At 65.9% G+C, this 21,560-nt stretch carries 22 protein-coding genes; 10 read left to right on the top strand and 12 right to left on the bottom strand.

Features of this window, described 5'->3' with window-relative positions; genetic code table 11:
- Positions 1–44: 44 nt before the first annotated feature.
- Positions 45–650: an FMN-dependent NADH-azoreductase gene (locus tag BXA07_RS08830; protein WP_076567385.1), complete on the bottom strand. Its 606-nt coding sequence runs from the start codon at positions 648–650 to the stop codon at positions 45–47.
- A gap of 134 nt (positions 651–784) precedes the next feature.
- Here BXA07_RS08830 and BXA07_RS08825 point away from each other — a divergent pair, with 134 nt between their 5' ends.
- The gene (locus BXA07_RS08825; RefSeq protein WP_076567383.1) at positions 785–1,699 is read left to right on the top strand and encodes a LysR family transcriptional regulator; all 915 of its coding nucleotides are present in this window, start codon (positions 785–787) and stop codon (positions 1,697–1,699) included.
- Positions 1,700–1,758: 59 nt separating this feature from the next.
- Positions 1,759–1,986 (top strand): hypothetical protein, encoded by a 228-nt coding sequence (locus BXA07_RS08820; RefSeq protein WP_076567381.1) that lies wholly within the window; start codon positions 1,759–1,761, stop codon positions 1,984–1,986.
- 3 nt (positions 1,987–1,989) lie between these two features.
- On the opposite strand, the gene BXA07_RS08815 is transcribed toward BXA07_RS08820, so the two are convergent.
- From BXA07_RS08815 to BXA07_RS08795, 5 genes are all read right to left on the bottom strand, one after another.
- Positions 1,990–2,301: a MerR family transcriptional regulator gene (locus BXA07_RS08815; protein ID WP_076567380.1), complete on the bottom strand. Its 312-nt coding sequence runs from the start codon at positions 2,299–2,301 to the stop codon at positions 1,990–1,992.
- A gap of 3 nt (positions 2,302–2,304) precedes the next feature.
- Complete coding sequence (locus BXA07_RS08810; RefSeq protein WP_076567378.1) at positions 2,305–3,231, bottom strand: DnaJ C-terminal domain-containing protein; 927 nt, start codon at positions 3,229–3,231, stop codon at positions 2,305–2,307.
- A 96-nt stretch (positions 3,232–3,327) separates the two neighbouring features.
- Complete coding sequence (locus BXA07_RS08805) at positions 3,328–3,993, bottom strand: beta/gamma crystallin-related protein (RefSeq protein ID WP_076567376.1); 666 nt, start codon at positions 3,991–3,993, stop codon at positions 3,328–3,330.
- Between the two features lie 157 nt (positions 3,994–4,150).
- On the bottom strand, positions 4,151–5,140 hold the full coding sequence (locus tag BXA07_RS08800; protein ID WP_076567375.1) for a beta/gamma crystallin family protein: 990 nt from the start codon (positions 5,138–5,140) through the stop codon (positions 4,151–4,153).
- 247 nt (positions 5,141–5,387) lie between these two features.
- A complete protein-coding gene (locus BXA07_RS08795) occupies positions 5,388–6,065 on the bottom strand; it encodes a beta/gamma-crystallin (RefSeq protein WP_083708113.1) in 678 nt (225 codons plus the stop codon).
- A 190-nt stretch (positions 6,066–6,255) separates the two neighbouring features.
- Here BXA07_RS08795 and BXA07_RS08790 point away from each other — a divergent pair, with 190 nt between their 5' ends.
- The 3 genes from BXA07_RS08790 (at position 6,256) to BXA07_RS08780 (ending at position 10,903) form a co-directional block, all read left to right on the top strand.
- On the top strand, positions 6,256–7,647 hold the full coding sequence (locus BXA07_RS08790) for an MATE family efflux transporter (protein WP_076567684.1): 1,392 nt from the start codon (positions 6,256–6,258) through the stop codon (positions 7,645–7,647).
- Positions 7,648–7,662: 15 nt separating this feature from the next.
- Positions 7,663–8,502, top strand: coding sequence for a PhzF family phenazine biosynthesis protein (locus tag BXA07_RS08785; RefSeq protein WP_076567373.1), 840 nt, complete (start codon positions 7,663–7,665; stop codon positions 8,500–8,502).
- Between the two features lie 190 nt (positions 8,503–8,692).
- Positions 8,693–10,903 (top strand): S9 family peptidase, encoded by a 2,211-nt coding sequence (locus tag BXA07_RS08780; RefSeq protein WP_076567372.1) that lies wholly within the window; start codon positions 8,693–8,695, stop codon positions 10,901–10,903.
- A 74-nt stretch (positions 10,904–10,977) separates the two neighbouring features.
- Here BXA07_RS08780 and BXA07_RS08775 read toward each other — a convergent pair whose 3' ends face one another.
- The 3 genes from BXA07_RS08775 to BXA07_RS08765 all read right to left on the bottom strand — a co-directional run bounded on the left by BXA07_RS08775 (position 10,978) and on the right by BXA07_RS08765 (position 14,094).
- Positions 10,978–11,163, bottom strand: coding sequence for a CsbD family protein (locus BXA07_RS08775; RefSeq protein ID WP_034759763.1), 186 nt, complete (start codon positions 11,161–11,163; stop codon positions 10,978–10,980).
- A 154-nt stretch (positions 11,164–11,317) separates the two neighbouring features.
- The gene (locus tag BXA07_RS08770; RefSeq protein WP_076567681.1) at positions 11,318–11,956 is read right to left on the bottom strand and encodes a class I SAM-dependent methyltransferase; all 639 of its coding nucleotides are present in this window, start codon (positions 11,954–11,956) and stop codon (positions 11,318–11,320) included.
- A gap of 68 nt (positions 11,957–12,024) precedes the next feature.
- Positions 12,025–14,094: a M13 family metallopeptidase gene (locus tag BXA07_RS08765; RefSeq protein ID WP_076567370.1), complete on the bottom strand. Its 2,070-nt coding sequence runs from the start codon at positions 14,092–14,094 to the stop codon at positions 12,025–12,027.
- A gap of 158 nt (positions 14,095–14,252) precedes the next feature.
- On the opposite strand from BXA07_RS08765, the gene BXA07_RS08760 reads away from it, so the two are divergent.
- Positions 14,253–15,080, top strand: a complete 828-nt coding sequence (locus tag BXA07_RS08760) for an HDOD domain-containing protein (protein WP_076567369.1) — start codon at positions 14,253–14,255, stop codon at positions 15,078–15,080.
- Positions 15,081–15,317: 237 nt separating this feature from the next.
- Positions 15,318–15,569 carry a flagellar protein FliT gene (locus BXA07_RS08755; RefSeq protein ID WP_348532956.1) on the top strand — a complete coding sequence of 84 codons (252 nt, stop codon included), beginning with the start codon at positions 15,318–15,320 and terminating at the stop codon, positions 15,567–15,569.
- Between the two features lie 434 nt (positions 15,570–16,003).
- On the opposite strand, the gene BXA07_RS08750 is transcribed toward BXA07_RS08755, so the two are convergent.
- Complete coding sequence (locus BXA07_RS08750) at positions 16,004–17,134, bottom strand: type IV pilus assembly protein FimV (protein ID WP_076567365.1); 1,131 nt, start codon at positions 17,132–17,134, stop codon at positions 16,004–16,006.
- Between the two features lie 172 nt (positions 17,135–17,306).
- Here BXA07_RS08750 and fumC point away from each other — a divergent pair, with 172 nt between their 5' ends.
- The 3 genes from fumC to BXA07_RS08735 all read left to right on the top strand — a co-directional run bounded on the left by fumC (position 17,307) and on the right by BXA07_RS08735 (position 19,426).
- Positions 17,307–18,701 (top strand): class II fumarate hydratase, encoded by a 1,395-nt coding sequence (gene fumC, locus BXA07_RS08745; RefSeq protein WP_076567363.1) that lies wholly within the window; start codon positions 17,307–17,309, stop codon positions 18,699–18,701.
- A 95-nt stretch (positions 18,702–18,796) separates the two neighbouring features.
- Positions 18,797–19,018, top strand: coding sequence for an RNA-binding S4 domain-containing protein (locus BXA07_RS08740; protein ID WP_076567361.1), 222 nt, complete (start codon positions 18,797–18,799; stop codon positions 19,016–19,018).
- A 123-nt stretch (positions 19,019–19,141) separates the two neighbouring features.
- The gene (locus tag BXA07_RS08735; RefSeq protein ID WP_076567359.1) at positions 19,142–19,426 is read left to right on the top strand and encodes a DUF883 family protein; all 285 of its coding nucleotides are present in this window, start codon (positions 19,142–19,144) and stop codon (positions 19,424–19,426) included.
- On the opposite strand, the gene BXA07_RS08730 is transcribed toward BXA07_RS08735, so the two are convergent.
- Complete coding sequence (locus tag BXA07_RS08730; RefSeq protein ID WP_244556226.1) at positions 19,423–21,075, bottom strand: MNIO family bufferin maturase; 1,653 nt, start codon at positions 21,073–21,075, stop codon at positions 19,423–19,425. The two genes, BXA07_RS08735 and BXA07_RS08730, sit on opposite strands and share 4 nt — an antisense overlap.
- 20 nt (positions 21,076–21,095) lie before the next feature.
- Complete coding sequence (locus tag BXA07_RS08725; RefSeq protein ID WP_076567357.1) at positions 21,096–21,398, bottom strand: BufA1 family periplasmic bufferin-type metallophore; 303 nt, start codon at positions 21,396–21,398, stop codon at positions 21,096–21,098.
- Positions 21,399–21,560 lie beyond the last annotated feature (162 nt).

Here is a 21,560-nt window from a genome sequence, read left to right as displayed (position 1 = left end):
TGGCAGATTGGCAATCCCCCTTTGGAACTAGAACGGGGCCAGACTCAGGCAGCGAGGGCCTCGATCGAGGCGCGGCCCCTGGCAATCGCGCTGGCGACGGCGTCCTCGCCCATGGCCACGCCTTCGGCTTGCACGAATTCGATGTCGGTGATGCCGATGAAGCCCAGCGCCGTGCGCAGATAGGTACTCAGGTAGTCATACGCGGCGCCCGGGCCTTCGCTGTAGACGCCGCCGCTGGCCGTGAAAATATAAGCCTTCTTGCCCGTCGCCAGGCCGACCGGACCTGTCGCCGTGTACTGGAAGGTGCGGCCCGCGCGCGCCACGTGGTCGATCCACGCCTTCAGGGTCGACGGCACGGAAAAGTTGTACATGGGCGCGGCCAGCACGAGCACGTCGGCGGCCAGCAATTCATCGACCAGGGTATCGGACAATTGCACGGCCGCTGCCGCCTGCGCGCTGCGCTGCTCGGGCGGCGTGAAGAACGCGCCCATCACCTCTTGCGTCAGGTGCGGCACGGGCTGCGCCGCCAGGTCGCGCTCGACGACGCTGGCGCCTTGCGCGGCCAGTTTGGCGACGAATTCGCCGGACAACTGGCGCGACAGTGAACCGTTGCTGCGCACGCTGCTATTGATGTATAAAACCTTGCTCATGAAGTGCTCCTGTGAAAACGGGTGACGGGAATGGCCGCATCGCAGCCCTTGCACACAGCATAGTTCGGGTCTACCATCGATGAAACCATATAAATATCAATGGTTAGCATCGAATTTCTAGATAGGGAGTTTCCATGAGAGAACCGGGCCAGCCTTCGCTCGACCAGTTGCGCGTGTTCGTCGCCGTCATCGACGCGGGCGGCTTCGCCCACGCGGCGCGCCAGCTGCACCGCACGCAGTCGGTGATCAGCTACACCATCGCCAACCTGGAAGAACAGCTCAACGTGGTGCTGCTCGACCGCGGCAAGCGCAAGCCCACCCTGACGGATGCGGGCCGCGCCCTGCTGGCCGATGCGCGCGCCGTGGCCCTGAAGGTGGACGGCATGCGGGCACGCGCCAAGGCGCTGGCCGGCGGGCTGGAGGCGGAAGTGTCGGTGGTGGTCGACGTGATGTTCCCCACCTGCGTGCTGGTGCGCGTGCTCGAGGCGTTCCAGGCGCAGTTCCCCACCGTCGCCCTGCGCCTGCGCATCGAAGCCATGGGCGCCGTGGCGCAGCTGGTGATGGATGGCAGCTGCCACATCGTCCTGGGCGGCTGGATGACGGCCACGGCCAGCGTCTTCGAGCGCCTGGCCGTCGGTCACGTGCGCCTGATTCCCGTGGCCGCGCCCAGCCATGCGCTGGCGCAGCTGGCCGGGCCGATTCCTTCGACCCTGGCGCGCGAACACGTGCAGCTGGTGCTCAGCGACCGCAGCGCCCTGACGGAAGGGCAGGATTTCGGCGTGCTGGGCTTGCGCAACTGGCGCCTGGGCGACCTCGGTTCCAAGCACGCGCTGCTGCGCGCTGGCCTGGGCTGGGGCAACATGCCCGAAGCGATGGTGCGCGACGACCTGCAGGCGGGCCGCCTGGCGCACCTGCCGCTGGCCGTCGACAATGGCGAGAATTATCCGATCTACCTGATCCAGCGGGCCGACACGCCGCCCGGCCAGGCGGGCAAGTGGCTGACCGAGCGCTTTGCGGAGCAGCTGCCGCTGCTGGTGCAGGGCTTCTAGAAGAACGCGCGGACGGGTATCATGCGCGCATACATTGATCAGTATCAAAAGGAAACACCATGGCCGGCATCGACGACTTCGTCAACAAGCAAAAACCAGGCGCGCGCTTCGTCATCACGGCGCAGATGCTGCGCATGACGCCGCAGCAGTTCGACTCGCTGGCGCAGGAATGGATGGAAGACGGCGGCCCAGGCTTCGACGTGGCCGGCATCCCGCACCGGGTGGTCGTCGACGGGCAGTTTTATATTGCGCGGCTCACCGTGGCACGCCACGGCGAGCCTGGCTAAAGGCTACTCGACGCCCAGCACGCGCAGGCGGCGGCGCAGGCGCGCCACCTCTTCCGACAGGTCGACCACCAGGCCGGCCAGTTCCGCGTTGGCGTCGAACACGGATTCGATTTCGTGCAGGCGGCGCGCGCGCACCAGGTCCAGGCTGGTGAAGCGCCAGGCCGTCAGCTGCCCCGCCGGCGGGCCATCCTGCAGCAGCACGCCCGTCTGCACGTGCTGCACCACCCAGTCCGGCTCCACGGCGCAGGCGCGCGCCAGTTCTTCCAGGCTCAGGGCCCGGTCTTCGAGCAGTTCGCCAATTACCTTGTTTGCCATGATTTACCCTCCCAGCTTCTGGCGCGGATTGAAAGCCATCTCGCGCGCCATGGTTGCATACAGTTCGCGCGCCTTGTCGTCGTTCGCCGGCGGCAGCACCACTTCCAGCAGCAGATACAGGTCGCCCGGCTGGGCGGCGGGAATGCCTCTCCCCTTCAGGCGCAGCTTGCGCCCCGTCTGCGAATTGGGCGGCACGGTGACGGCCACCGTGCCGGACGGCGTGGGCACGGCGATTTCGCCGCCCAGCGCCGCTTCCCATGGCGTCACGGGCACCGTCTCGAAGACGTCGCGCCCTTCCACCTTGTAGCGCGCGTCGGGCTGGAAGCGGATTTCCAGATACAGGTCGCCGGCGGGCGCGCCGCCGCTGCCCGGATGGCCCTGCCCCTTCATGCGCAGCTGCTGGCCTTCCGTGACGCCTTTCGGTATCGTCACTTCCAGCGTGCGCTCGCGCGTGACCACATGGCCCTGGGCGTCCGCTTCGGGCACGCGCATGACGATGTGGCGCTTGGCGCCCTGGTAGCTGTCCTGCAAATCGATATTGATGGCGGCGTGGCTGTCCTCGCCCTGCATCTGGAAGCTGCCGCCGGCGCGGCGGCGCCCGCCCACGTGGGCAAACAGGTCGGCAAAGAAGTCGCTGTCGTCGGCGCCCGACGATTCGTAGCCCGAACCCCAGTCCGGCGGCGGACGGAATGGCTCTCCCCTGGCATGGGCCTGCGCGCTGCGGCCCAGTTCATCGTAGGCGGCGCGCTTTTCCGCGTCGCCCAGCACGCCGTAAGCCTCGTTGAGGGCCTTGGTGCGCTTGTCGGCGTCCGGCTCCTTGCTGACATCGGGATGGTATTTGCGCACCAGCTTGCGGTACGCCTTCTTGATCTCGGCCTCGGTCGCCGTCTTCTCGACGCCAAGCTCCTTGTAGTAGTCCTTGTATTCCACCGTGCTTGCTCCCCATGGTTGAACTGCCTATGGGAAGAGTACACGAATTGGGCCGTGGGCAGCGTGTGCACGATACAACAGCGCCCGCCCGGGCGTTCAGCGCACGCGGCGCAGCGAGGAAATGCGGCGGTCCAGGCCACCGTGCAGGCGGCCGTAGCTGCCCGGCCCCATCACCACGCAGCGGCCGCGGAAGTTGGCGTCGACGCAGAATTCCCAGCGGCCGTAGTTGACGACGATCGATTCGGCGCGGTCATTGAAGCCATAGCGGCTCAAATCGCGCACTTCGCGGTCCAGGCGCACGGGCCGGCCGCGCATGCCCGCATCGGGGAACAGCAGCACGGCGCCATTCATGTCGGGACGGTGGCCGCCGCCGTGGCCGGGATAGCCGGGGTGAGGACGCTCGGGGCGCGGCGGGTAGGGCCGGTGGTCGCCGCCGCCATGGCCCGGGCGGCCCACTTCGCGCACGGAGGAAACGGCGTCGTTCATGCCCGGCATGCTGTCGTAGCGGCCCGGTCCCAGGGTACGGCAGTTGCCCCGGTAATTGGCGTCCTTGCATACTTCCCAGGTGCCCGAGCGCACGATGATGCTGGAGGTCTTGTCGTTAAAGCCCATGCGCGACAGATCGCCCGTGTCGGAACGCAGGGTCACGGGACGGCCGCGGAAGCCGGCATCCTGGAACAGGGTGATTTCGCCCGCGAAGGCGGCCAGGGGGGCGAGGAAGGTGGCGGCGCACAACAGCGCAGGGCGGAAAGATCGAACCATGACAACTCCAATACTGAGACATTGTCGCCAGTGTAGACCAGGCGACCGGCGGCGAGTGTAACAAAGGGCAAGCAAATGTCAGCACACGGCCGGGAATGTAAAAGCCGCCTGGCGGGAGCAACCCGGCAGGCGGCCTGTCAGCACGGCGGCGAGCGTATCAGCGCACGCGGCGCAGCGAGGAAATCTGGTTTTCCATGCTGTTCAGGCGTCCATATTCGCCCGGCCCGATCACTTCGCAGCGGCCATGGAAGTTCGAATCGCTGCACACTTCCCACTGCCCCTCGTTGACGATGATGGACGAGGCACGGTCATTGAAGTTGTAGCGCACCAGGTCTTCCGCATTGCGGTCCAGCGCCAGCGGCTCGCCGCGCATGCCCGCTTCGGGGAACAGCAGGACGGCGCCGCGCTGCTGGTACTGCGGCTGCTGGTATTGCGGATACTGCGGCTGCTCGTACTGCGGCCGCTGGTACTGATTATCGTACTGCTGCTGGCGGCGCGCTTCGCGCTCGTCGACCATGCGCGCCGACGAAACGCGCCCATCGAGGCCGCGTCCCAGGTCGTCGTGGCGGCCAGGGCCAAAGATGCGGCACACGCCGTTGTAATTCGAGTCGCTGCACAGCTGCCAGTAGCCGTTATAGACGACGATGCTGGTGGTGCGGTCGTTGAAGCCGATGCTGACGAAATCGTCCGTGTCGCGGTTCAGGCGCGCCGAGCCGCCATTCTGGCCCGCGCCCGAATACACTTCCAGGGTGCCGCCACGGCCATAGCCGCCATGGCCCCGGTCGGGATCGCGTCCCGGCCGTCCCGGATTGTAGCCGTCGCCGCGGCCCGCTTCGCGCACCGAGGAAATGGCGTCGTTCATGCCCGGCATCGAACGGTATTCGCCCGGCCCCAAGGTGCGGCAATTGCCGCGAAAACCGGCATCGGTACACACATCCCAGGTGCCAGATCGCACGAGGATGCTCGACACCTTGTCATTGAAGCCGAAACGCGACAAGTCGTCCGTCGTCTCGCGCAGGTTCACTGCCCGGCCACGGAAATCGACGTCTTCGAACAAGGTGATTTCGCCGGCATGGGCCGCATGCGCCCCCAGCGAAAGCAGCAAGGTCGCCGCGCAAGCCAGCGCGTGTTTGAGAGGGCTCGTCATGATTCACTCCATTCTTCATTCTTTGGTGATGATTTGCCTGGCCAAAACGCCAGGGTGCCATTGTAGCAAGCGCCAGCCCCCGCCACGCATGGGCAAGTGATCGACCTGACAACTGATGTCAGTGTAGCCACCCGCAGCAAAAACGGTGTAACAAAGTATGCGAAGAACACAAGAAATTGTTACCAAAAGCAATAACAGGCCCCCGCGGGAGCCTGCCACTGCCATTGGCCTTGCCAGGCGACCCGCGTCAGCGCACTTCGCGCACCGACGAGATGCGGTTGCTCATGCGCTCCAGGCTTGCATACTCGCCCGGTTCGAGGGTGCGGCAGCGGCCGCGGAAGCCCACGTCTTCGCACACTTCCCAGTAGCCCGAACGCACGCGCACGCTCTGCACCGTGTCGTTGAAGTCGCGCTCGCGCAAATCGGCCGAACTGTTGCGCACGGTCAAGCTGCGGCCGGCGAAATCGTCGCGCGTATAGAAGGTCAGCTCGCCGCCCAGCGCGCGTCCCGGCAGGCGGCCGCGCTCGTGGTCATGCCCGCGGCGGCCTTCCCAGTCGTGGTCGCGGTCGCGGTCGCGCTCCCAGTCGCGGTCACGCCCCCGGTCCCAGCCGCCGCGCACTTCGCGCAGCGACGTGATCTTGTTGGCGCGCCCGTCGAGCGAGGGATACTCGCCCGCTTCAAGCAGGAAGCAGGCGCCGCGGAAATCGGCTTCCTCGCACGCTTCCCAGCGGCCCGAGCGCACGCGGATGCTTTGCGTCGTGTCGTTGAAGCGCAGGGTTTCCAGGTCGGCGACGGCGTCGCGCACGGTCTGCGAGCGGCCCAGATAATCATCGCGCGAGTACAGGGTCAGTTCGCCGGCGCCGGCCAGTTCGGCCGTCATGGCGGCGCCCAGCAACAGGGCGCACCTCAGGGTGTGTTTCAGCATGGTCTTGCTCCATAGTCAGGGTATTGCGGTTGACTATTTGGTCATTTTGCCAAATAGAGCGCGCAGTCTATCCGCGACTTGCATTCTTAGCTGTAACAAATGATTACCGTGCCGGGCTGGCCCCTGGGCGCCGCGCGGACAAGCACGGCGAATGCCGGTAGAATCTTGTCTTTAGTCAAGCTTGCCGCCCATGCCACACACGACCTCGTTCACCCTGCCCGCCGTCCGCAATGAAGTTTCCTCGCTCTGGAAGCTGGCCTGGCCCATCCTGATCGGCCAGCTGGCCACCGTCGGCATGGGTGCGGCCGACGTGGCCATGACGGGGCACACGAATCCCGAGGAGCTGGCGGCCGTGTCGCTGGGCGCGGCCATCTGGTCCATCGTGCTCGTCACCGTGAGCGGCATCATGATGGCGATCAATACCCTGGTGGCGCATGAAATCGGCGCCGCGCGCCACGACCGGGTGCCGCACATCGTGCGTCAGGCCCTGTGGAAGGCGCTGCTCGTCGGCCTGGTCGCTTGCCTGCTGACGAACATGGCGGCGCTGGTGTTCGACCACCTGATGCTCGAACCGGCGGTGGCCGCCAAGGCCAAGCTGTTCGTGCACATCATCAGCTGCGCGCTGCCGCCGTTCGCCGCCTACCGCGCCCTGTACGGCTACAGCACCAGCATCAACCAGACCAAGCCCGTGATGGTCATCGCCCTGGCCGCGCTGGCGCTGAATATTTTCGTCAACTACCTGCTGATCTACGGCCACTGGGGCATGCCGAAACTGGGCGGCGTCGGCTGCGCCGTGGCCACCACCTGCTGCGTGTGGATGATGCTGCTGGCCATGCTGGCGTGGATCAGGATCGCGCCCGCCTACCACGCCACCTATCCGTTCACGCACTGGGAGTGGCCGCAGACGGCGTCCATCGGCCCCATGCTGCGCCTGGGCCTGCCCATCGGCGTGACGTATTTTGCCGAAGTGAGCGCCTTTGGCGTCATCAGCCTGCTGGTGGCGCGCTTCGGCGTGATCCAGGTGTCGGCGCACCAGATCGCCCTCAACTTCTCGTCCGTCGTCTTCATGGTGCCGCTCACCTTCGGCATCGCGCTCGTCACGCGCGTGGGCCATGCCGTGGGCGAAGCCAATCTGCGCAAGGCCCGCTTCATTTCGTGGGTGGGCGTGGCCATGTCGCTGACGGCGGCCATCGTCTCGGCAACGCTGATCACCGTCTTCCGCCACCAGATCGCGCAAGCCTACACGTCCGACCCGCAGGTGCAGGAACTGTGCGCCCAGCTGCTGCTGTTCGCCGCCCTGTTCCAGCTGTCCGACGCCACGCAGGTGGCCACGTCCTGCGCCATCCGCGGCTACAAGGTGACGCGCCAGCCGATGCTGATCCAGCTGCTGGCCTTCTGGGGCTTCTCGCTGCCCATCGGCTATGTGCTGGGCCTCGCGCCGCAAGGCTTCATCTGGTCGCCGGCCGAACCGATGGCCGCCGCCGGCTTCTGGATCGGCCTGGTGACGGGGCTGACGGTGGCCGCTGTGCTGCTGACCTGGTACTTGAACCGATTGTCGCTGCAGCGCCTGCGCGCAGCCTGAGACAAGGAGCTCCCCATGCCGCAACCACGCCCCTTCAGGCAAGTCGACGTCTTCAGCACGGTGCCCTTCTCGGGCAATCCGCTGGCCGTGGTGCTCGATGCGAATGGCCTCGACGACGCGCAGATGCAGGCCATCGCGCGCTGGACGGGCCTGTCGGAAACCACCTTCGTGCTGGCGCCGCGCGACCCGGCCGCCGATTACCGCGTGCGGATCTTTTCGCCCGAGACGGAATTCCCGTTCGCCGGCCACCCGACCCTGGGCACAGCGCACGCCCTGCTCGACGCGGGCCTGCAGCCGAAAGGCGCGCGCATCGTGCAGGAATGCGGCGTCGGCCTGGTGCCGATAGAACGGGGCGCTGGCGGCGTACTGGCGTTCCAGGCGCCGCCCTGCGCCACGCGCGCGCTCGATCCCGCGCTGCTGCCGCTGCTGCAGGCGGCGCTGGGCGGAGAACTGGCCGCCGGCGGCACCGTCGCCGACATGGGCATCCGCTGGCTGTGCGTGCCGCTGACCAGCGCCGCCGCCTGCCTGGCCGTGCGCGCCGACATCGCCGCGCTGACGCCCTTGCTGGCCGCCGCCGGCGCCGACGGCCTGGCGCTGTACGGCACGCACGGCGCCGGCGGGCCGGCCGACTACGAAGTGCGCGCGCTGCTCAGCGAGCACGGCGCGCTGGTGGAAGACCCCGTCACGGGCAGCGCCAACGCCTGCATCGCGCACCTGCTGGCAGGCGCCGACTACACGGTGCGCCAGGGCACCTGCCTGCAGCGCGACGGCCGCGTGTCCGTGACTTTTCGCGACGGCCAGGCCTGGATAGGCGGCGCCTGCCTGACCGTGATCGCAGGCACGATATTGGCATGAACGGGGTAAAGCGCCATGGAATGGGCGGCGCTTGGATATTTTCGTCGAAGGAAATACGGCCAGCAACGGTTTATTCCGTGGCCAGGGCTATCGCATAATCAGGCACGCTCTGGTATCGTCTTACGCTTAGGCAACGCTCAAGCTCGCCTGTACATGCAGTGCCCTTCTTCTTCCAACTACCGAGACATCCATGCGTTTTATTCTTTGTTTTCTGGCCGCGATGGCCAGCGTTCCCGCATCGGCTGAAAAGCTGACCCTGGAACGCATCCACGCCGATCCGGCGCTGGCCGGCCCCGGCGTGCGCAACCTGAAGGTCTCGCCCGACGGCGAGCGCGTCACCTTCCTGCGCGGCCGCGCCGACAACCAGTTCCAGCTCGACCTGTGGGAATTCAAGCTCAAGGACAAGAGCACGCACCGCCTGGTCGACTCCAAGGCGCTGGTGCCGAATGAAACGATTTCGCCCGAAGAGCAGGCGCGCCGCGAACGCGAGCGCACGGCCAGCCTGAACGGCATCCTCAGCTACAGCTGGTCGCCGGACGGCAAGCAGCTGCTGGTGCCGCTGGCCGGCAATCTGTACCTGGTCGACGCGGCCCGCCCGGACCAGGCGCGCCTGGTCGCCAAGGGCAATGTGCTCGATCCGAAAATCTCGCCAAAGGGCCGCTACGTGTCGTTTGTGCGCGATCAAAACATCTATGTGATCGACCTCAAGACGGACAAGGAACGCCAGCTGACGACCGACGGCAAGGGCACGATACGCAACGGCGAAGCCGAATTCGTGGCGCAGGAAGAAATGGGACAGCGCACCGGCTACTACTGGGCGCCCGACGATTCGGCCATCGCCTACAAACGCTATGACGAGGCGCCCGTGCCCGTCGTGCGCCGCTTTGAAATCTTCGCCGACCGCACCGACGTCGTCGAGCAGCGCTACCCGGCCGCCGGCGACCCGAACGTGCTGGTGCAGCTGCTGATCGTCTCGCCGGAAACGGGCGCGCAGCGCCAGGTGGACCTGGGCACGAACCCCGACATCTACCTGGTGCGCGCCGACTGGAGCGCGGACAGCAAGTCGCTCGTCTACCAGCGCCAGTCGCGCGACCAGAAGACGCTGGACCTGGTCGCCGTCGACGCCGGTTCCTTGGCGCAGCGCACCTTGCTGACGGAAACGTCGGCAACCTGGGTCAGCATCCATGACGACCTGCGCTTCCTGTCCAACGGCACCTTCCTGTGGTCGTCCGAGCGCACGGGCCGCAACCATCTGTACCTCTACGACATGGGCGGCAAGCTGCTGCACCCGGTCACTTCCGGCGCGTGGGGCATCGACAGCGTGCTGGCCGTGAACCAGAAGTCGGGCAAGGTGTTCGTGTCGTCGAACCGCGACGCCGTCATCGACAAACAGACCTACGCCCTGGCCCTCGATGGCAGCACGGCCGACAAGCCGCAGCGCGTGACGAAAGCGGACGGCTGGCACGACACGACGTTCTCGCGCAACGGCGAAGTCTTCGTCGACACCTATTCCGACCCGGCCACGCCGCCGCAGGTGAGCATTCGCCGCCCGGACGGCGCCATGGTGGGCTGGCTGGAAGAAAACGCGCTCAACGCCAGCCACCCGTACTTCAAGTACAAGGCCGACCACCTGCCGACCGAGTACGGCACCCTGAAGGCCAACGATGGCCAGACCCTGCACTATTCGATCGTCAAGCCGTCGAACTTCGACGCGGCCAAGCGCTACCCCGTCTACCTGTCGACGTATGGCGGCCCGCACTCGCAGCACGTGGCTCGCCGCTGGGGCAACAACTTCGACCAGTACATGGCGCAGCAGGGCTTTGTCGTCTTCCGCCTCGATAACCGCGGCTCGTCGCGCCGCGAGCGCGCGTTCACGGACGCCATCTATCACAAGCTGGGCGCCGCCGAAGTGGCGGACCAGCTGGTGGGCATCGACTGGCTGGCCAAGCAAAGCTTCGTCGATGCGAAACGCATCGGCGTGTTCGGCTGGAGCTATGGCGGCTTCATGACCCTGCGTTTGCTGTCGGCCGCATCCGACAAGATCGCCATGGGCGTGTCGGTGGCGCCCGTGACCGACTGGTCGCTGTACGACACCCATTACACGGAACAATTCCTCGGCATGCCGAAGGAAAACGTGGATGGCTACAAGGCCAGCACCGTGTTCGCCCACCTCGACGGCCTGAAGTCGCCGCTGCTGCTGGTGCACGGCATGGCCGACGACAACGTCTTGTTCAGCAACAGCACGCGACTGATCGACGCACTGGTCAACCGCGGCGTGCAGTTCGACCTGATGACGTATCCTGGCGCCAAGCACGGCATCTCGTCGCGCGCGGGCCAGCGCCACGTGTACAGGAAAATCGAGCTGTTCTTCAAGCAGAACCTGATGAAGCCAGCACAGTAAGCTTGCGCTGCATCAAATAAAAAACCGCCGCCTGTCTTGCGACAGGCGGCGGTTTTTTTATGCTGGAGCAGAAATTATGGCTTGCGGGTCACAGTTTCGACTGCATCCTTGACGTCGCCAACCTTCTTCTGCACTTTGCCCTCGACCTGGTTGGCCAGGCCCTTGGCTTGCTGTTCTTCGCTGCCGACGACTTTGCCAGCGGCTTCCTGGATTTTACCGCCGACTTCCTTCAGTTTACCTTCGACTTGATCTTTGTTCATGATGGATCCTCACTGTAGTTGGTACATCTGCTGTCCAGCCCCTAAGGACCGGTACTGCGGCTCACACGCTGCTTGTTGCGTGTCGATGTATCCATAGTACGCAGCGGGGATCAAAGGCTCTGTACGGTTCCTAACACAGTGCCTACATCGTCGATCAGGCCGCCAAATCCTTGCGCCAGACGGTGGCCAGCCATGGCTGCTGCTCGCGCGGCAGGCCCGGCGGCCGGTAGTACTGCTCGACCAGGGTAAAGCCGGCCGCCCGCACGTAGGCGGCCCAGCTCGCTTCGTCATGGTAGCTGCCGTAGCGCGCGCCGTTCCAGCCTTCCTCGTTCTGCCCGCGCGGGTTCGAGCTGAACAGCACGCCGCCCGGTTTCAGGCACGCGTACAAAGCGCGCAATACGCCGGGCAAGGCGGCGCTGGGCACGTGGAACAGCACGGCATTGGCGAACACGCCGTCGAAGTGCGCGGCCGGCAAATCGAGGTCGACGAAATCCTGCTGCCACACGGTGCAGCCGCTGTAGGCGCGCGCCATCTCGACGAAGCGGGGGCAGCCATCGACACCCGTCGCGTGATGGCCCAGGGCCGTGAACGCCTTCAGGTCGCGGCCGGGGCCGCAACCGAGGTCGAGGATGTCCAGCGGCGCGGGCCTGCCGATGGCGTTCAGCAGCGCGGCGATGTTCTGGCTGACGTCATGGTCGCGCGTGCCTTCGAAAAACTGCTCGGCGCTGGCGTCGTAATGGGCCAGGGTGCGGCCCGTGATGGCGTGGATGGGGTCTTGCTGGGTCGGTTTCATGGTGGTCCTGTCGATATGTTCCGCCATTTTACGGTGCCGGCACGTCGGGCGTCCGGCACCGCTTATCACTACCAGACGCGCACGCGCTGTTCCGGCGCCAGGTACAGCTGCTGGCCCGGCTGGACGTCGAAGGCCGGATACCAGGCGTCGAGGTTGCGCACGGTGGCGGCGCGGTATTGCGCCGGCGCATGGCCATCCGTGAGGATTTGCTGGCGCGCCGCCGCTTCGCGCGCCTTGCTGCGCCAGCTGACGCCGTAGCCGATGAAGAACGCGCGCTGCGCTTCCGGCTGCGCCGGCTTGCCTTCTTGCGATAGCGCAAACGCGTCGTACGCGGCCGCCACGCCCGCCAGGTCGGCCAGGTTTTCGCTCAGGGTCAGCTGGCCATTCACGGCCAGGTCGGGGAACGGCTGATAGGCGGCGAACTGCGCCACCAATTGCCTGGAAGCGGCCTGGAAATGCGCCAGGTCGGCGGGCGTCCACCAGTCGCGCAGCTTGCCCTGGGCGTCGAATTGCGCGCCCTGGTCGTCGAAGCTGTGGCTGATCTCGTGGCCGATGGTGGCGCCGATGCCGCCATAGTTGGCCGCATCGGAGGCCTTCGCATCGAAGAACGGCGGCTGCAGGATGGCGGCCGGGAAATTGAGCGCATTTTGCAGCGGCAGGTTGACGGCGTTGACCAGCTGTGCCGGCATGGCCCAGGCCTTGCGGTCGGGCGGCGTTCCCAGCTTGGCCAGTTCCTGCCGGTAATGAAACTGCTCGGCGCGCTGCGCATTGCCCAGGGCGTCGCCGCGCACCACGCGCAAGCCCGCATAGCTTTCCCAGCGCTCGGGATAGCCCACGCCGACATATAAGGTCTTGAGTTTTTCCTGCGCCTGCGCCCTGGTGGCCGGCGCCATCCAGTCGAGCTTGTCGATGCGGCGCGAGAAGGCGGCGACGATATTCGTCACCATCTCCTGCACGCGGGCTTTCGATTCCGGCGGGAAATAGCGTTCCACGTACAGCTTGCCGACGGCGTCGCTCAGGGCCGCATTCGTCGCGGCCAGCGCCCGCTTGCTGCGCGGCGACTGCTGCGGCGTGCCGTTCAGCGTGCTGCCATAGAAGGCGAAGCGCTGCCCGGCGGCCGCCTTGGGCAGGATGGTGCTGTAGTGATTGATCGTGTGAAAGGCGAGGAAATCCTTCCAGGTGGCCAGCGGCACGCTCGCCACGAGCGCCGCGCTGCCCGTCATCGCCGTCGGATGCCAGACGATGAAGTCCGTCTGCCCGCCCAGGCCGGCCGCCTGGAAGAAGGCTTGCCAGTCGAGTCCCGGCGCCTTGCTGGCGAAATCCCCGGCGCGCCACACATTATTGCCCTTGGCGACATCGGCCGAATCCTCGCGGCTGGCATGACTGGCGGCAATCTGCTGTTCCAGCGCAAACACGCGCGCGGCCCGGCCTGCCGCATCGCCGTAACCGGCCAGCGTGAACATGGCGGCGATGTGCGCCTGGTAGCTGCCGCGCAAGCCCTGCATGCGCGCACTGTCCGTCGCATAATAGGCGCGGTCCGGCATGCCCAGGCCGCCCTGCAGCAGGTAGGCGACGTTGCGCGTGGTGTCGTTCAAGTCTTGCGCCACCCACAGGCCGAACAGGTTTTCCGTATAAAAATTGGTGGCGTTGAGGGGATCGACATCGGCGCGCAGGCTTTCGCCCAGCGCCCGCGCCAGCCCGGCCTGGTCGCGGATGGCATTGATCTTTGTCAACATGGGCTTGATCGGCGCCCAGCCTTTCGCTTCGATAGCCGCTTCGTCCATCCAGCTGCGGTAAAAATCGCCGACCTGGCGCGCTTCGCTGCCCTGCCCCGCGCCAGCCGGCAAGGCTTCGATCAGGGCCGTGATGCGCCGGTTGGTTTCCTCGGCCAGCATGGCAAACGAACCCCAGCTGCTACGGTCGGCGGGAATGGCCGTGCCGCGCATCCAGTCGCCATTCACGTGGGCATAGAAATCATCGCCGGGCAACACCGGCGCGGCGCTGGCGGCAGCCGGGGCCGAAGCGGCGTCCTGGCCGTGCGCAAGGGCCGGCAGGGCGGACAGCGCGGCGCCGGCCAGGGTCAGGGCGATGGCAGCCTGGACTGGCGTCTTGCGCCAGGAAAAACGAAAACCGTGCATGGGCGATCCTTTCATTAAATGGCTGGAATGGGTGGCTAAAATCATAGCCTGTTTCGGGCCCAAAAACCGTCGCCGAACTTTTTTGCATGCGCATAAAAAATCGGCATATAGTTTCACGAGCCCCGACACCGTGCCGCGCGACTGCCAAGGAGATTGCCATGCAAATTGAAGCGCTGTTCCAGCAACCCCATGCCCTGCCCACCGCCCCGAAGGTCGTCGACGAACTGGTCCGCAGCTTCGACAATCCCGCCATTTCCACCGAAGACATCGCCCGCCAGCTGGGCGCGGACCCGGCGCTGAGCGCCAAGCTGCTGCGCCTGGCCAACTCGGCCTATTACCACGTCTCGCACAGCATCGGCACGGTGGAAGACGCCGTGCTGATGCTGGGCTTCGTGACCGTGCGCACGCTCGTCATCAGTTCGGGCCTGGTCAACGGCTACAAGGCCGTGCCCGGCCTGAACCTGCCGCAATTCTGGCGCTACAGCCTGCACAGCGCCGTATCGGCCCGCTGGATCGCCAGGCAGACGGGCGACAACCAGGACCTGGCATTCACCATCGGCATGATGCATGCGATCGGTCAACTGGTGATCCATGCCGCCATGCCCGAGCAAGCCATGCAGCTCGACAAGATCGCCCCGCCGCTCGATGCGCGCCGGCTGGACGCGGAGCGGGTCTCGCTGGGCTACAACTATGCGGACGTGGGCGCGGAGCTGGCGCGCCGCTGGAAATTCCCGCCCACGTTTGCCGCCACCATCGCCGCCTTTCCCGATCCGCTCATCAAGGCGCCCCTGAACCGCCTGGCCGCCATCGTGCACCTGGGCGCCTGGCGCGCGCGCGTCGATGAAAACGCCCTGAGCAATGAAGAAATCATCGCCTGCTACCCGAGCGACGTGGCTGAATCGCTGGGCCTGCCACCCTCCGTGCTGGTGGACAAGATGCCGCCGCCGGCCGAACTGAGCGCGGGGCTGGAAGAATTGGTGAAATAAGCGCACCGCCGCCGAAACCCGCCAAGCCCCGCAGCCATGGGGCCTGGCGGCCTGTTTCAGCACGTTGTCCCGCGCGCGGGCGGGTGCGCTTGCACTTATTTGCATTTATTTTCAAAAAAGTCCTCAAGTTCCCGCCCTGGCCGCCGTTAATCTAGACAAGCAGTAATCCATTCACTAGTTACGGGTGTGCTCATGACCTCCAACGACGTTCTTTCGATGTACGAAAATATTGCAGGAATGACCAATAAAATGGTCGTGGCCGCACGTTCGAGCGACTGGGATGGCTTGAATACGCTGGAAAACCAGTGCGCCAGCGCGGCCAGCGCAACCATGACGGGCGGCATGCCCGCCCAGGCCGGCGCCTCGCGCCTGCGCAAGATCGACTTGCTCAAGCAAATCCTGGCGAATGACCGCGAAATCCGCGCCATCACGGAACCGTGGATGACGCAGCTGTCGAACGTGATGCCAGGATCACGCGCCCGCATGTAAGCAAAGAATCAACCAGGCAAGTCACCACGCCAGTAACGACAAAAGCACCCGAGGGTGCTTTTTTTTACGTCTGCCGCCCTGGCAGCGAGCGCGCCATCCGCGGCGCCCGGCAGGCAAGCAGGGGAATTGGGAAGGCGAGCCCCAGGTATCTCCTGGCGTCGCCTCGCTGCCGGTTGCATCCGGCGTTCGCGAGCACATCGTCGGCATCGCAAACCGCTTCCAGACCCAGGCGTTTATGCAACACTACACCTGCTAGCCGCGCCACACTATCGTTGGTGACTGCGCCAGGCTGGGACTGTTTTGTCGTGGAGCAAGTCCACTGAATTAATCATATCACCATCTTTGCGAAACAGGCAACGCAACGGGCAAGCATTTTCCTGTCTTTTTTCAATATCTTTTTTTATATCAAATGCGAGCGCAGCCTTGCCACATCATTAACGCGAGAACGGCTCCGCTTCCGGCTCGGCCGCGACCTCCTCCACCGTCTCCGTCAGCACGGGCGCCTCCTTCTTCCTGCGGCTGAACGGCTTGCGCAGCAAAACCCAGTATTTCGACGGTGCGCCCGGCCCCGCCGCTTGCCGGCGCTTGCGCACGGCGTACGCGACAAGCGCCGTCACCAGCAGGAAGAGCGACGTGCCGACACCAAGCCACATCAGGCCGTTGCCACCCGATTTCCTTTCCTTGTCGGCGGCAGGCGCCGCGTGCAGCGGCTTGGGCTTGGCATGGGGCGCTTGCGCCACGGCTGGCGCGGCGGCAGGTGGCACGGCGGCCGAGGCGGCGACGGCAGGCAGGGCCAGCGCCTGTTGCAGGGCGCCGATCTTGCCTTCCAGTTCGCCGAGCTTTGCATTCAAGGCCGCGTTTTTCTCGTCCAGCGCCACGCACGCTGCCGCCTGCCCCGCATCCGCTTGCGGCGCGCAGGCGGCCACGGGCGCCGTGGCGCGGCGCAAGGGCGGCTGACGCGGCGCGGGGGGCGCCAGCACGGGCGCGGCGGCAGGCGGTACAAACACGCGGGGCGGACGCAGCAGGCCCTCGGCGCGCGCGCGGGCCGCCAGGGCTGCGGCGTCGGGCGGCGGCACGCCAGGCACGGCGCGCGGCGGCGACACGGGCGCGAGTACCGGCGCGGGCGCCGCAATGGCGGGCCTGACCGGGACAGCGGCGGCGGGCGGCGCCGGCGTCAGCCACACGGTCGCCAGGCGCACGACGGCGCCGCTGCCGTTACCCAGCAACAAATACAAATGCACATGACCGGCCTGGATCGCTTGCCGCGTGCTCACGCGCACAGACTGCCGCCCGCCACGCTCAAACGGGCTGATCGCCAGGGTTTGCAAGGCCGGGTCCATGGCGATGCCGCCGCCCCGGTACACATCGGGCGAAGCCAGGCGCACGGTCACGCCATTGGCTTCCTCGGGCGCCAGGGCCGTCAGTTCGATCTCGGCCAGCAGGGGCTGGCCCACGTGCGACAGCACGGCCATGTCGCCCAGTTCGGCCGCCATGGCAGGCGGCGCGAGCAGGCTGGCGGTGGCGCACGCGATCAGGGACCAACGGGGAAAGAGGCTGCTCTGCATGGACTGATCGCTTTGATAACAGGATAAATAAACGGGACTCGCCCCACTTTAACGGCAGGAAATCAGGGAAATGTAGAGGTACACAGGCAAAAATGATGCAATACAGCATCATCCTGTGCCTTTTTGGCGTCTGGAGTACACTCGAATGACCTCCATTGATGAAAGGGATGCCATGAGCAGCAGAATCGAACGTGACAGTTTCGGCCCGATCGACGTACCCGCCGACCGGCTGTGGGGAGCGCAGACGCAGCGCTCGCTTGAGCACTTCCATATCTCCACGGAAAAGATGCCGCCCGAACTGATCGCCGCCCTGGCCACCGTCAAGCGCGCGGCCGCCCACGTCAACCTGGACTTGGGATTACTGGATGGCAAGAAAGCCATCGCCATCACGCAGGCGGCCGATGAAGTGCTGGCCGGCAAGCATGACGCGGAATTCCCGCTGGCCGTCTGGCAGACGGGGTCCGGCACGCAGAGCAATATGAACATGAATGAAGTGCTGGCCAACCGCGGTTCCGAGCTGATCGGCGGCTTGCGCGGCGCCGAGCGCCTGCTGCACCCGAACGACGACGTCAACCTGGGCCAGTCCTCGAACGACATCTTTCCCACCGCCATCCATGTGGCGGCCGCGCTGGCCGTCGCCAACACGGTCTTGCCGCCGCTGCGCCAGCTGCGCGCGACCCTGGACGCGAAAGCCGCGGAATTTGCCGACATCGTCAAGATCGGGCGTACCCATCTGCAAGATGCGACACCGCTGACCCTGGGCCAGGAATTTTCCGGCTACGTGGCGCAGCTGGACTTTGCCGAACACATCATCACGGCGGCACTGCCGCCGCTGCTGCAGCTGGCCGCCGGCGGCACGGCCGTCGGCACGGGCTTGAATGCCCACGTGGAATTTGCGGACCGCATCGCTGCCGAGCTGGCGCGCCTGACGGGCCAGCCGTTTGCCAGCGCCAGCAACAAGTTCGCCGCCCTGGCCGCCCACGATGCCCTGGTGGCCGCCCATGGTGCCTTGAAAACCCTGGCCACGGCCCTGATGAAGATCGCCAACGACGTGCGCTGGATGGCGTCCGGCCCCCGCTCCGGCCTCGGCGAAATCACGATCCCCGAAAACGAGCCGGGCAGCTCCATCATGCCGGGCAAGGTCAATCCCACCCAGTGCGAAGCGCTGACCATGCTGTGCTGCCAGGTGTTCGGCAACGACGTGGCCATCACCGTGGGCGGCGCCTCTGGCAATTTCGAGCTGAACGTCTTCAAGCCCTTGATTGCACACAATTTCCTGCAAAGCGCCCGCCTGCTCGGTGACGGCATGCGCAGCTTTGACGAGCATTGCGCCCACGGCATCGCGCCGAACCGTGATCGCATCGCCGAACTGATGGAACGCTCCTTGATGCTGGTCACGGCCCTGGCGCCGCACATCGGCTACGACAAGGCGGCGCAGATCGCCAAGCAGGCCCAGCACGAAGGCACGACCCTGAAGGAAGCGGCGCTGGCCTTGGGCTTTGTGACGGAAGAGCAATTTGGTGCATGGATCGTCCCGCTGGACATGACGCGGCCCAACAAAAGCTGACTTCCGCCCTGCATTGCCGGCCGCTTCGGGTAAACTAGGGATTAGTTGAGGTCGTCATCAAGTGTTGAAAACACATCATTGCAATAAGGGATACAATGCAAAAAGTAAGCTTTGATTTAACATCCGAGTTCGTCGAGCTGAACCAGCTGCTCAAGCTGGTCGGCTTGTGCGACAGCGGTGGCGCAGGCAAGGTCATGGTCGATAGCGGCGTGGTGAAGGTCGATGGCAAGAAGGAATTGCGCAAGACCGCCAAGATCCGCAGCGGCCAGGTCGTCAGCGTGGGCGATGTCCGCATCACGGTCGTCGGCCCGGTTTGATCCCGGCATGGGGCGCGCAAGCGGCCCCATGCGCCTGGCCAGCACCCCGCCCATTCGGCTGCCCACATCAAGCTACAACTATTCGCTATTGTCATCTTTTATCGATTGCGGAGGGGAAGCGCCATGGACCATCCCGAACAAGGTACGCGCAGCCAGGAGCGCCTGATCGGCGACTTGCGCCAGGTCATAGAGAATGCGGAAGAGTTGCTCCGCAACACCAGCAAATACACGAGCAGCCTGTACCAGAATGCCCGCGCCAGGCTGGAAACGGCCCTCGTCGCGGCCACGGCAGAGCTTGCCAAATTTGAAGAGGAACAAGTCACGCGCATGATGGACGCCACGCTTGCGGCGAACGCCCGGTACCGCGACCAGACGGGCGAAGCGCGCGTGCTGCGCGCCTTCGATTAGTCCGGCAACATGTCCGCCAGCACGGCATGCGCCAGCCACTGACGCAGGTGGCCGCCCAGGTCGAAGGCCTCGTCCCGTTCGAAGGCCGCGTCGAGCGCGGCGCCGAACGTCTGTCCCTGCTGCAACGCCAGCAGGGCCGCATGGGCAGCCTCGTCCAGCGCCAGCGCCTGCGCCTTCCAGCGGGGGCGGCACACGAGCGCATGGCTGGCCACCTGCAATTGCTGCGGAAACACGCCCTGCCCCTCGCCCTCCTGATGCGCCTGCCACAGGGCGTGCACTTGCCAGCCTGACGCCAGCAGGGCGCAGGCCGGATGCAGGGCAAAGCGGCGCGCCTCCAGCTGCTCCGGACTCAGGGCCGCCAGCGCCTCGGGCGGCACGCCCTGCGCATCGGGCGCGTAATGGGCCAGGTGCAAGGCCCATTCGAGGCGCGCCATGTCCGGCAAATACGGCAACGCATCCACCGGCGGGAATGCAGCGAGAAAATCGCCGAAACGGGCGCCAAACTGGTTCAAGTCCGCGCTATCGGACCGATATTGCCGCCCATACGCGCGCGCCAGGCCAGCAAAGAAATCCTCGCCCACCAGCGCCAGCACGACGGGATAGGCGTGCGCCAGCGTGCGGCGCCAGGTGGCGGCCAGATTGCCGCGGTACAGGGAAAAGCGCTCCAGCGCCGCCTCGCCGGCGAACGATGGGGGCGGCGCCGCGCCTTGCCCGGCATCGAGCAGGGCCGCGGCAAACGCTTGCTGGCCCGCCGCCAGCGCATCCGGCGATGCGGGCGCGGAGCATGACGGCAGCGCCCGCATCGCGCGCCACGGCGCCTGTTGCGCGTGGCGCGCCAGCATGACCTGCGCCTTGTCCGCTTCGCCCAGCAGTACATCCAGTCCAGGAAGCTCCGTATCCCATTCGACCAGCGTGGGCACGGCGCCGAAACGCCGCAGGGCCACCCCGTACAGGGTCCAGACGGCTTCGGCCACGGGCGCGCCATGGTGGTCGATGACGGCCTGCGGCGTGACCCGATGGCCGGCCAGATGCAGCTCGCCCACGCTGCCCGGCGCGATGGCAAGCAAGGCGGCCAGCGCATCTTCGCCATGGTTGCACTGGTTCACATACAGGTTATTAATATCGAGCAACAAGCCGCAGCCGCTGCGGCGGGCCAGTTCGGCGAGAAACTGCGCTTCGCTCATGGCATCGTCGGCAAAGCGCACGTAAGTGGAGACATTTTCCAGCAAGATCGGCCTTTGCAGCGCATCCTGCACTCTCGCCACCCTGGCGCACAGCAAGTCCAGCGCGGCCTCGTTCAAGGCCAGTGGCAACAAATCATTGAGTTGCTGTCCGGCCACGGCGCCCCAGCACAGGTGTTCGGACACGAGGACCGGCTCGACGCGCGCCACCAGTGCCTGCACGCGCTGCAGATGCTGCTCGGAAAAACCGCGTGCCGAGCCCAGCCCGAGTCCTACGCCATGCAGGCTGACGGCGTAATCCTGGCGCAAGGTCTGCAGCACGTGCCAGTCCCAGCCCGATGGCTGCAGATAATTTTCGGTATGCACTTCCAGCCAGCCCACGCGGGGCCGGCGCTCGAGAAAGTCGCGATAGTGCGCGGCGCGCAAGCCGACGCCCACGCCGGCAAGCGCATGGTCCGGCGGCCGCACGGCAGTGCTGCCCGGAACGCTTATGACTGCGTGGCAGGCGCGGCCGGCTTGGCAGCCTTGATGGGCTTCATCGAGCCGCCCGCCTGTTCGCACGTGCCCTTGGCAACATAGGTCCATTCCGTGGGCAGGTTGTCCGCTTCCGCCTGGCCCGCGCACGAGTGCGCGCCGTCCGACGAGGCGCAATCGTTTTGCCCGGCCTTGGCCACGCCGTAGCATTTTTCCTTGCCGCCGGGAGCGGGACCATCGTGTGCGGCCGCGCTGCCGGTGGCGGCGGCGCAGATGCCGGCCAGGGCGGCGGCGACGAGAGCTTGACGTTTGTTCATGGGTAATCCTCTTGCGTGGTCGTGGGAATCGGGGGAACTTGGCACCGCCGGGGCTGCGCGGCGGCCAGCCAGGAAGCAATCACCGCATTTTACTGAATCGGCCGCGCCATGGCGAACAATTGCAGCGACAAGCGGGGAAGCGGTGCCGGGCAAGGGCAAAGG

The organism is Janthinobacterium sp. TND4EL3, from assembly GCF_900156175.1.
GTDB lineage: Bacteria > Pseudomonadota > Gammaproteobacteria > Burkholderiales > Burkholderiaceae_D > Janthinobacterium.
This window is presented reverse-complemented; position numbering and strand designations above follow the sequence as displayed.

Bases quoted from the DNA above. Each gene is read 5' to 3' on its own strand.
- BXA07_RS08735 (WP_076567359.1), top strand. From the start codon at position 19,142: ATGGACCATCCCGAACAAGGTACGCGCAGCCAGGAGCGCCTGATCGGC.
- BXA07_RS08740 (WP_076567361.1), top strand. From the start codon at position 18,797: ATGCAAAAAGTAAGCTTTGATTTAACATCCGAGTTCGTCGAGCTGAAC.
- BXA07_RS08830 (WP_076567385.1), bottom strand. From the start codon at position 650: ATGAGCAAGGTTTTATACATCAATAGCAGCGTGCGCAGCAACGGTTCA.
- fumC (WP_076567363.1), top strand. From the start codon at position 17,307: ATGAGCAGCAGAATCGAACGTGACAGTTTCGGCCCGATCGACGTACCC.
- BXA07_RS08790 (WP_076567684.1), top strand. From the start codon at position 6,256: ATGCCACACACGACCTCGTTCACCCTGCCCGCCGTCCGCAATGAAGTT.
- BXA07_RS08770 (WP_076567681.1), bottom strand. From the start codon at position 11,956: ATGAAACCGACCCAGCAAGACCCCATCCACGCCATCACGGGCCGCACC.
- BXA07_RS08800 (WP_076567375.1), bottom strand. From the start codon at position 5,140: ATGACGAGCCCTCTCAAACACGCGCTGGCTTGCGCGGCGACCTTGCTG.
- BXA07_RS08755 (WP_348532956.1), top strand. From the start codon at position 15,318: ATGACCAATAAAATGGTCGTGGCCGCACGTTCGAGCGACTGGGATGGC.
- BXA07_RS08820 (WP_076567381.1), top strand. From the start codon at position 1,759: ATGGCCGGCATCGACGACTTCGTCAACAAGCAAAAACCAGGCGCGCGC.
- BXA07_RS08815 (WP_076567380.1), bottom strand. From the start codon at position 2,301: ATGGCAAACAAGGTAATTGGCGAACTGCTCGAAGACCGGGCCCTGAGC.
- BXA07_RS08750 (WP_076567365.1), bottom strand. From the start codon at position 17,134: ATGCAGAGCAGCCTCTTTCCCCGTTGGTCCCTGATCGCGTGCGCCACC.
- BXA07_RS08785 (WP_076567373.1), top strand. From the start codon at position 7,663: ATGCCGCAACCACGCCCCTTCAGGCAAGTCGACGTCTTCAGCACGGTG.
- BXA07_RS08775 (WP_034759763.1), bottom strand. From the start codon at position 11,163: ATGAACAAAGATCAAGTCGAAGGTAAACTGAAGGAAGTCGGCGGTAAA.
- BXA07_RS08725 (WP_076567357.1), bottom strand. From the start codon at position 21,398: ATGAACAAACGTCAAGCTCTCGTCGCCGCCGCCCTGGCCGGCATCTGC.
- BXA07_RS08795 (WP_083708113.1), bottom strand. From the start codon at position 6,065: ATGCTGAAACACACCCTGAGGTGCGCCCTGTTGCTGGGCGCCGCCATG.
- BXA07_RS08760 (WP_076567369.1), top strand. From the start codon at position 14,253: ATGCAAATTGAAGCGCTGTTCCAGCAACCCCATGCCCTGCCCACCGCC.
- BXA07_RS08805 (WP_076567376.1), bottom strand. From the start codon at position 3,993: ATGGTTCGATCTTTCCGCCCTGCGCTGTTGTGCGCCGCCACCTTCCTC.
- BXA07_RS08765 (WP_076567370.1), bottom strand. From the start codon at position 14,094: ATGCACGGTTTTCGTTTTTCCTGGCGCAAGACGCCAGTCCAGGCTGCC.
- BXA07_RS08780 (WP_076567372.1), top strand. From the start codon at position 8,693: ATGCGTTTTATTCTTTGTTTTCTGGCCGCGATGGCCAGCGTTCCCGCA.
- BXA07_RS08825 (WP_076567383.1), top strand. From the start codon at position 785: ATGAGAGAACCGGGCCAGCCTTCGCTCGACCAGTTGCGCGTGTTCGTC.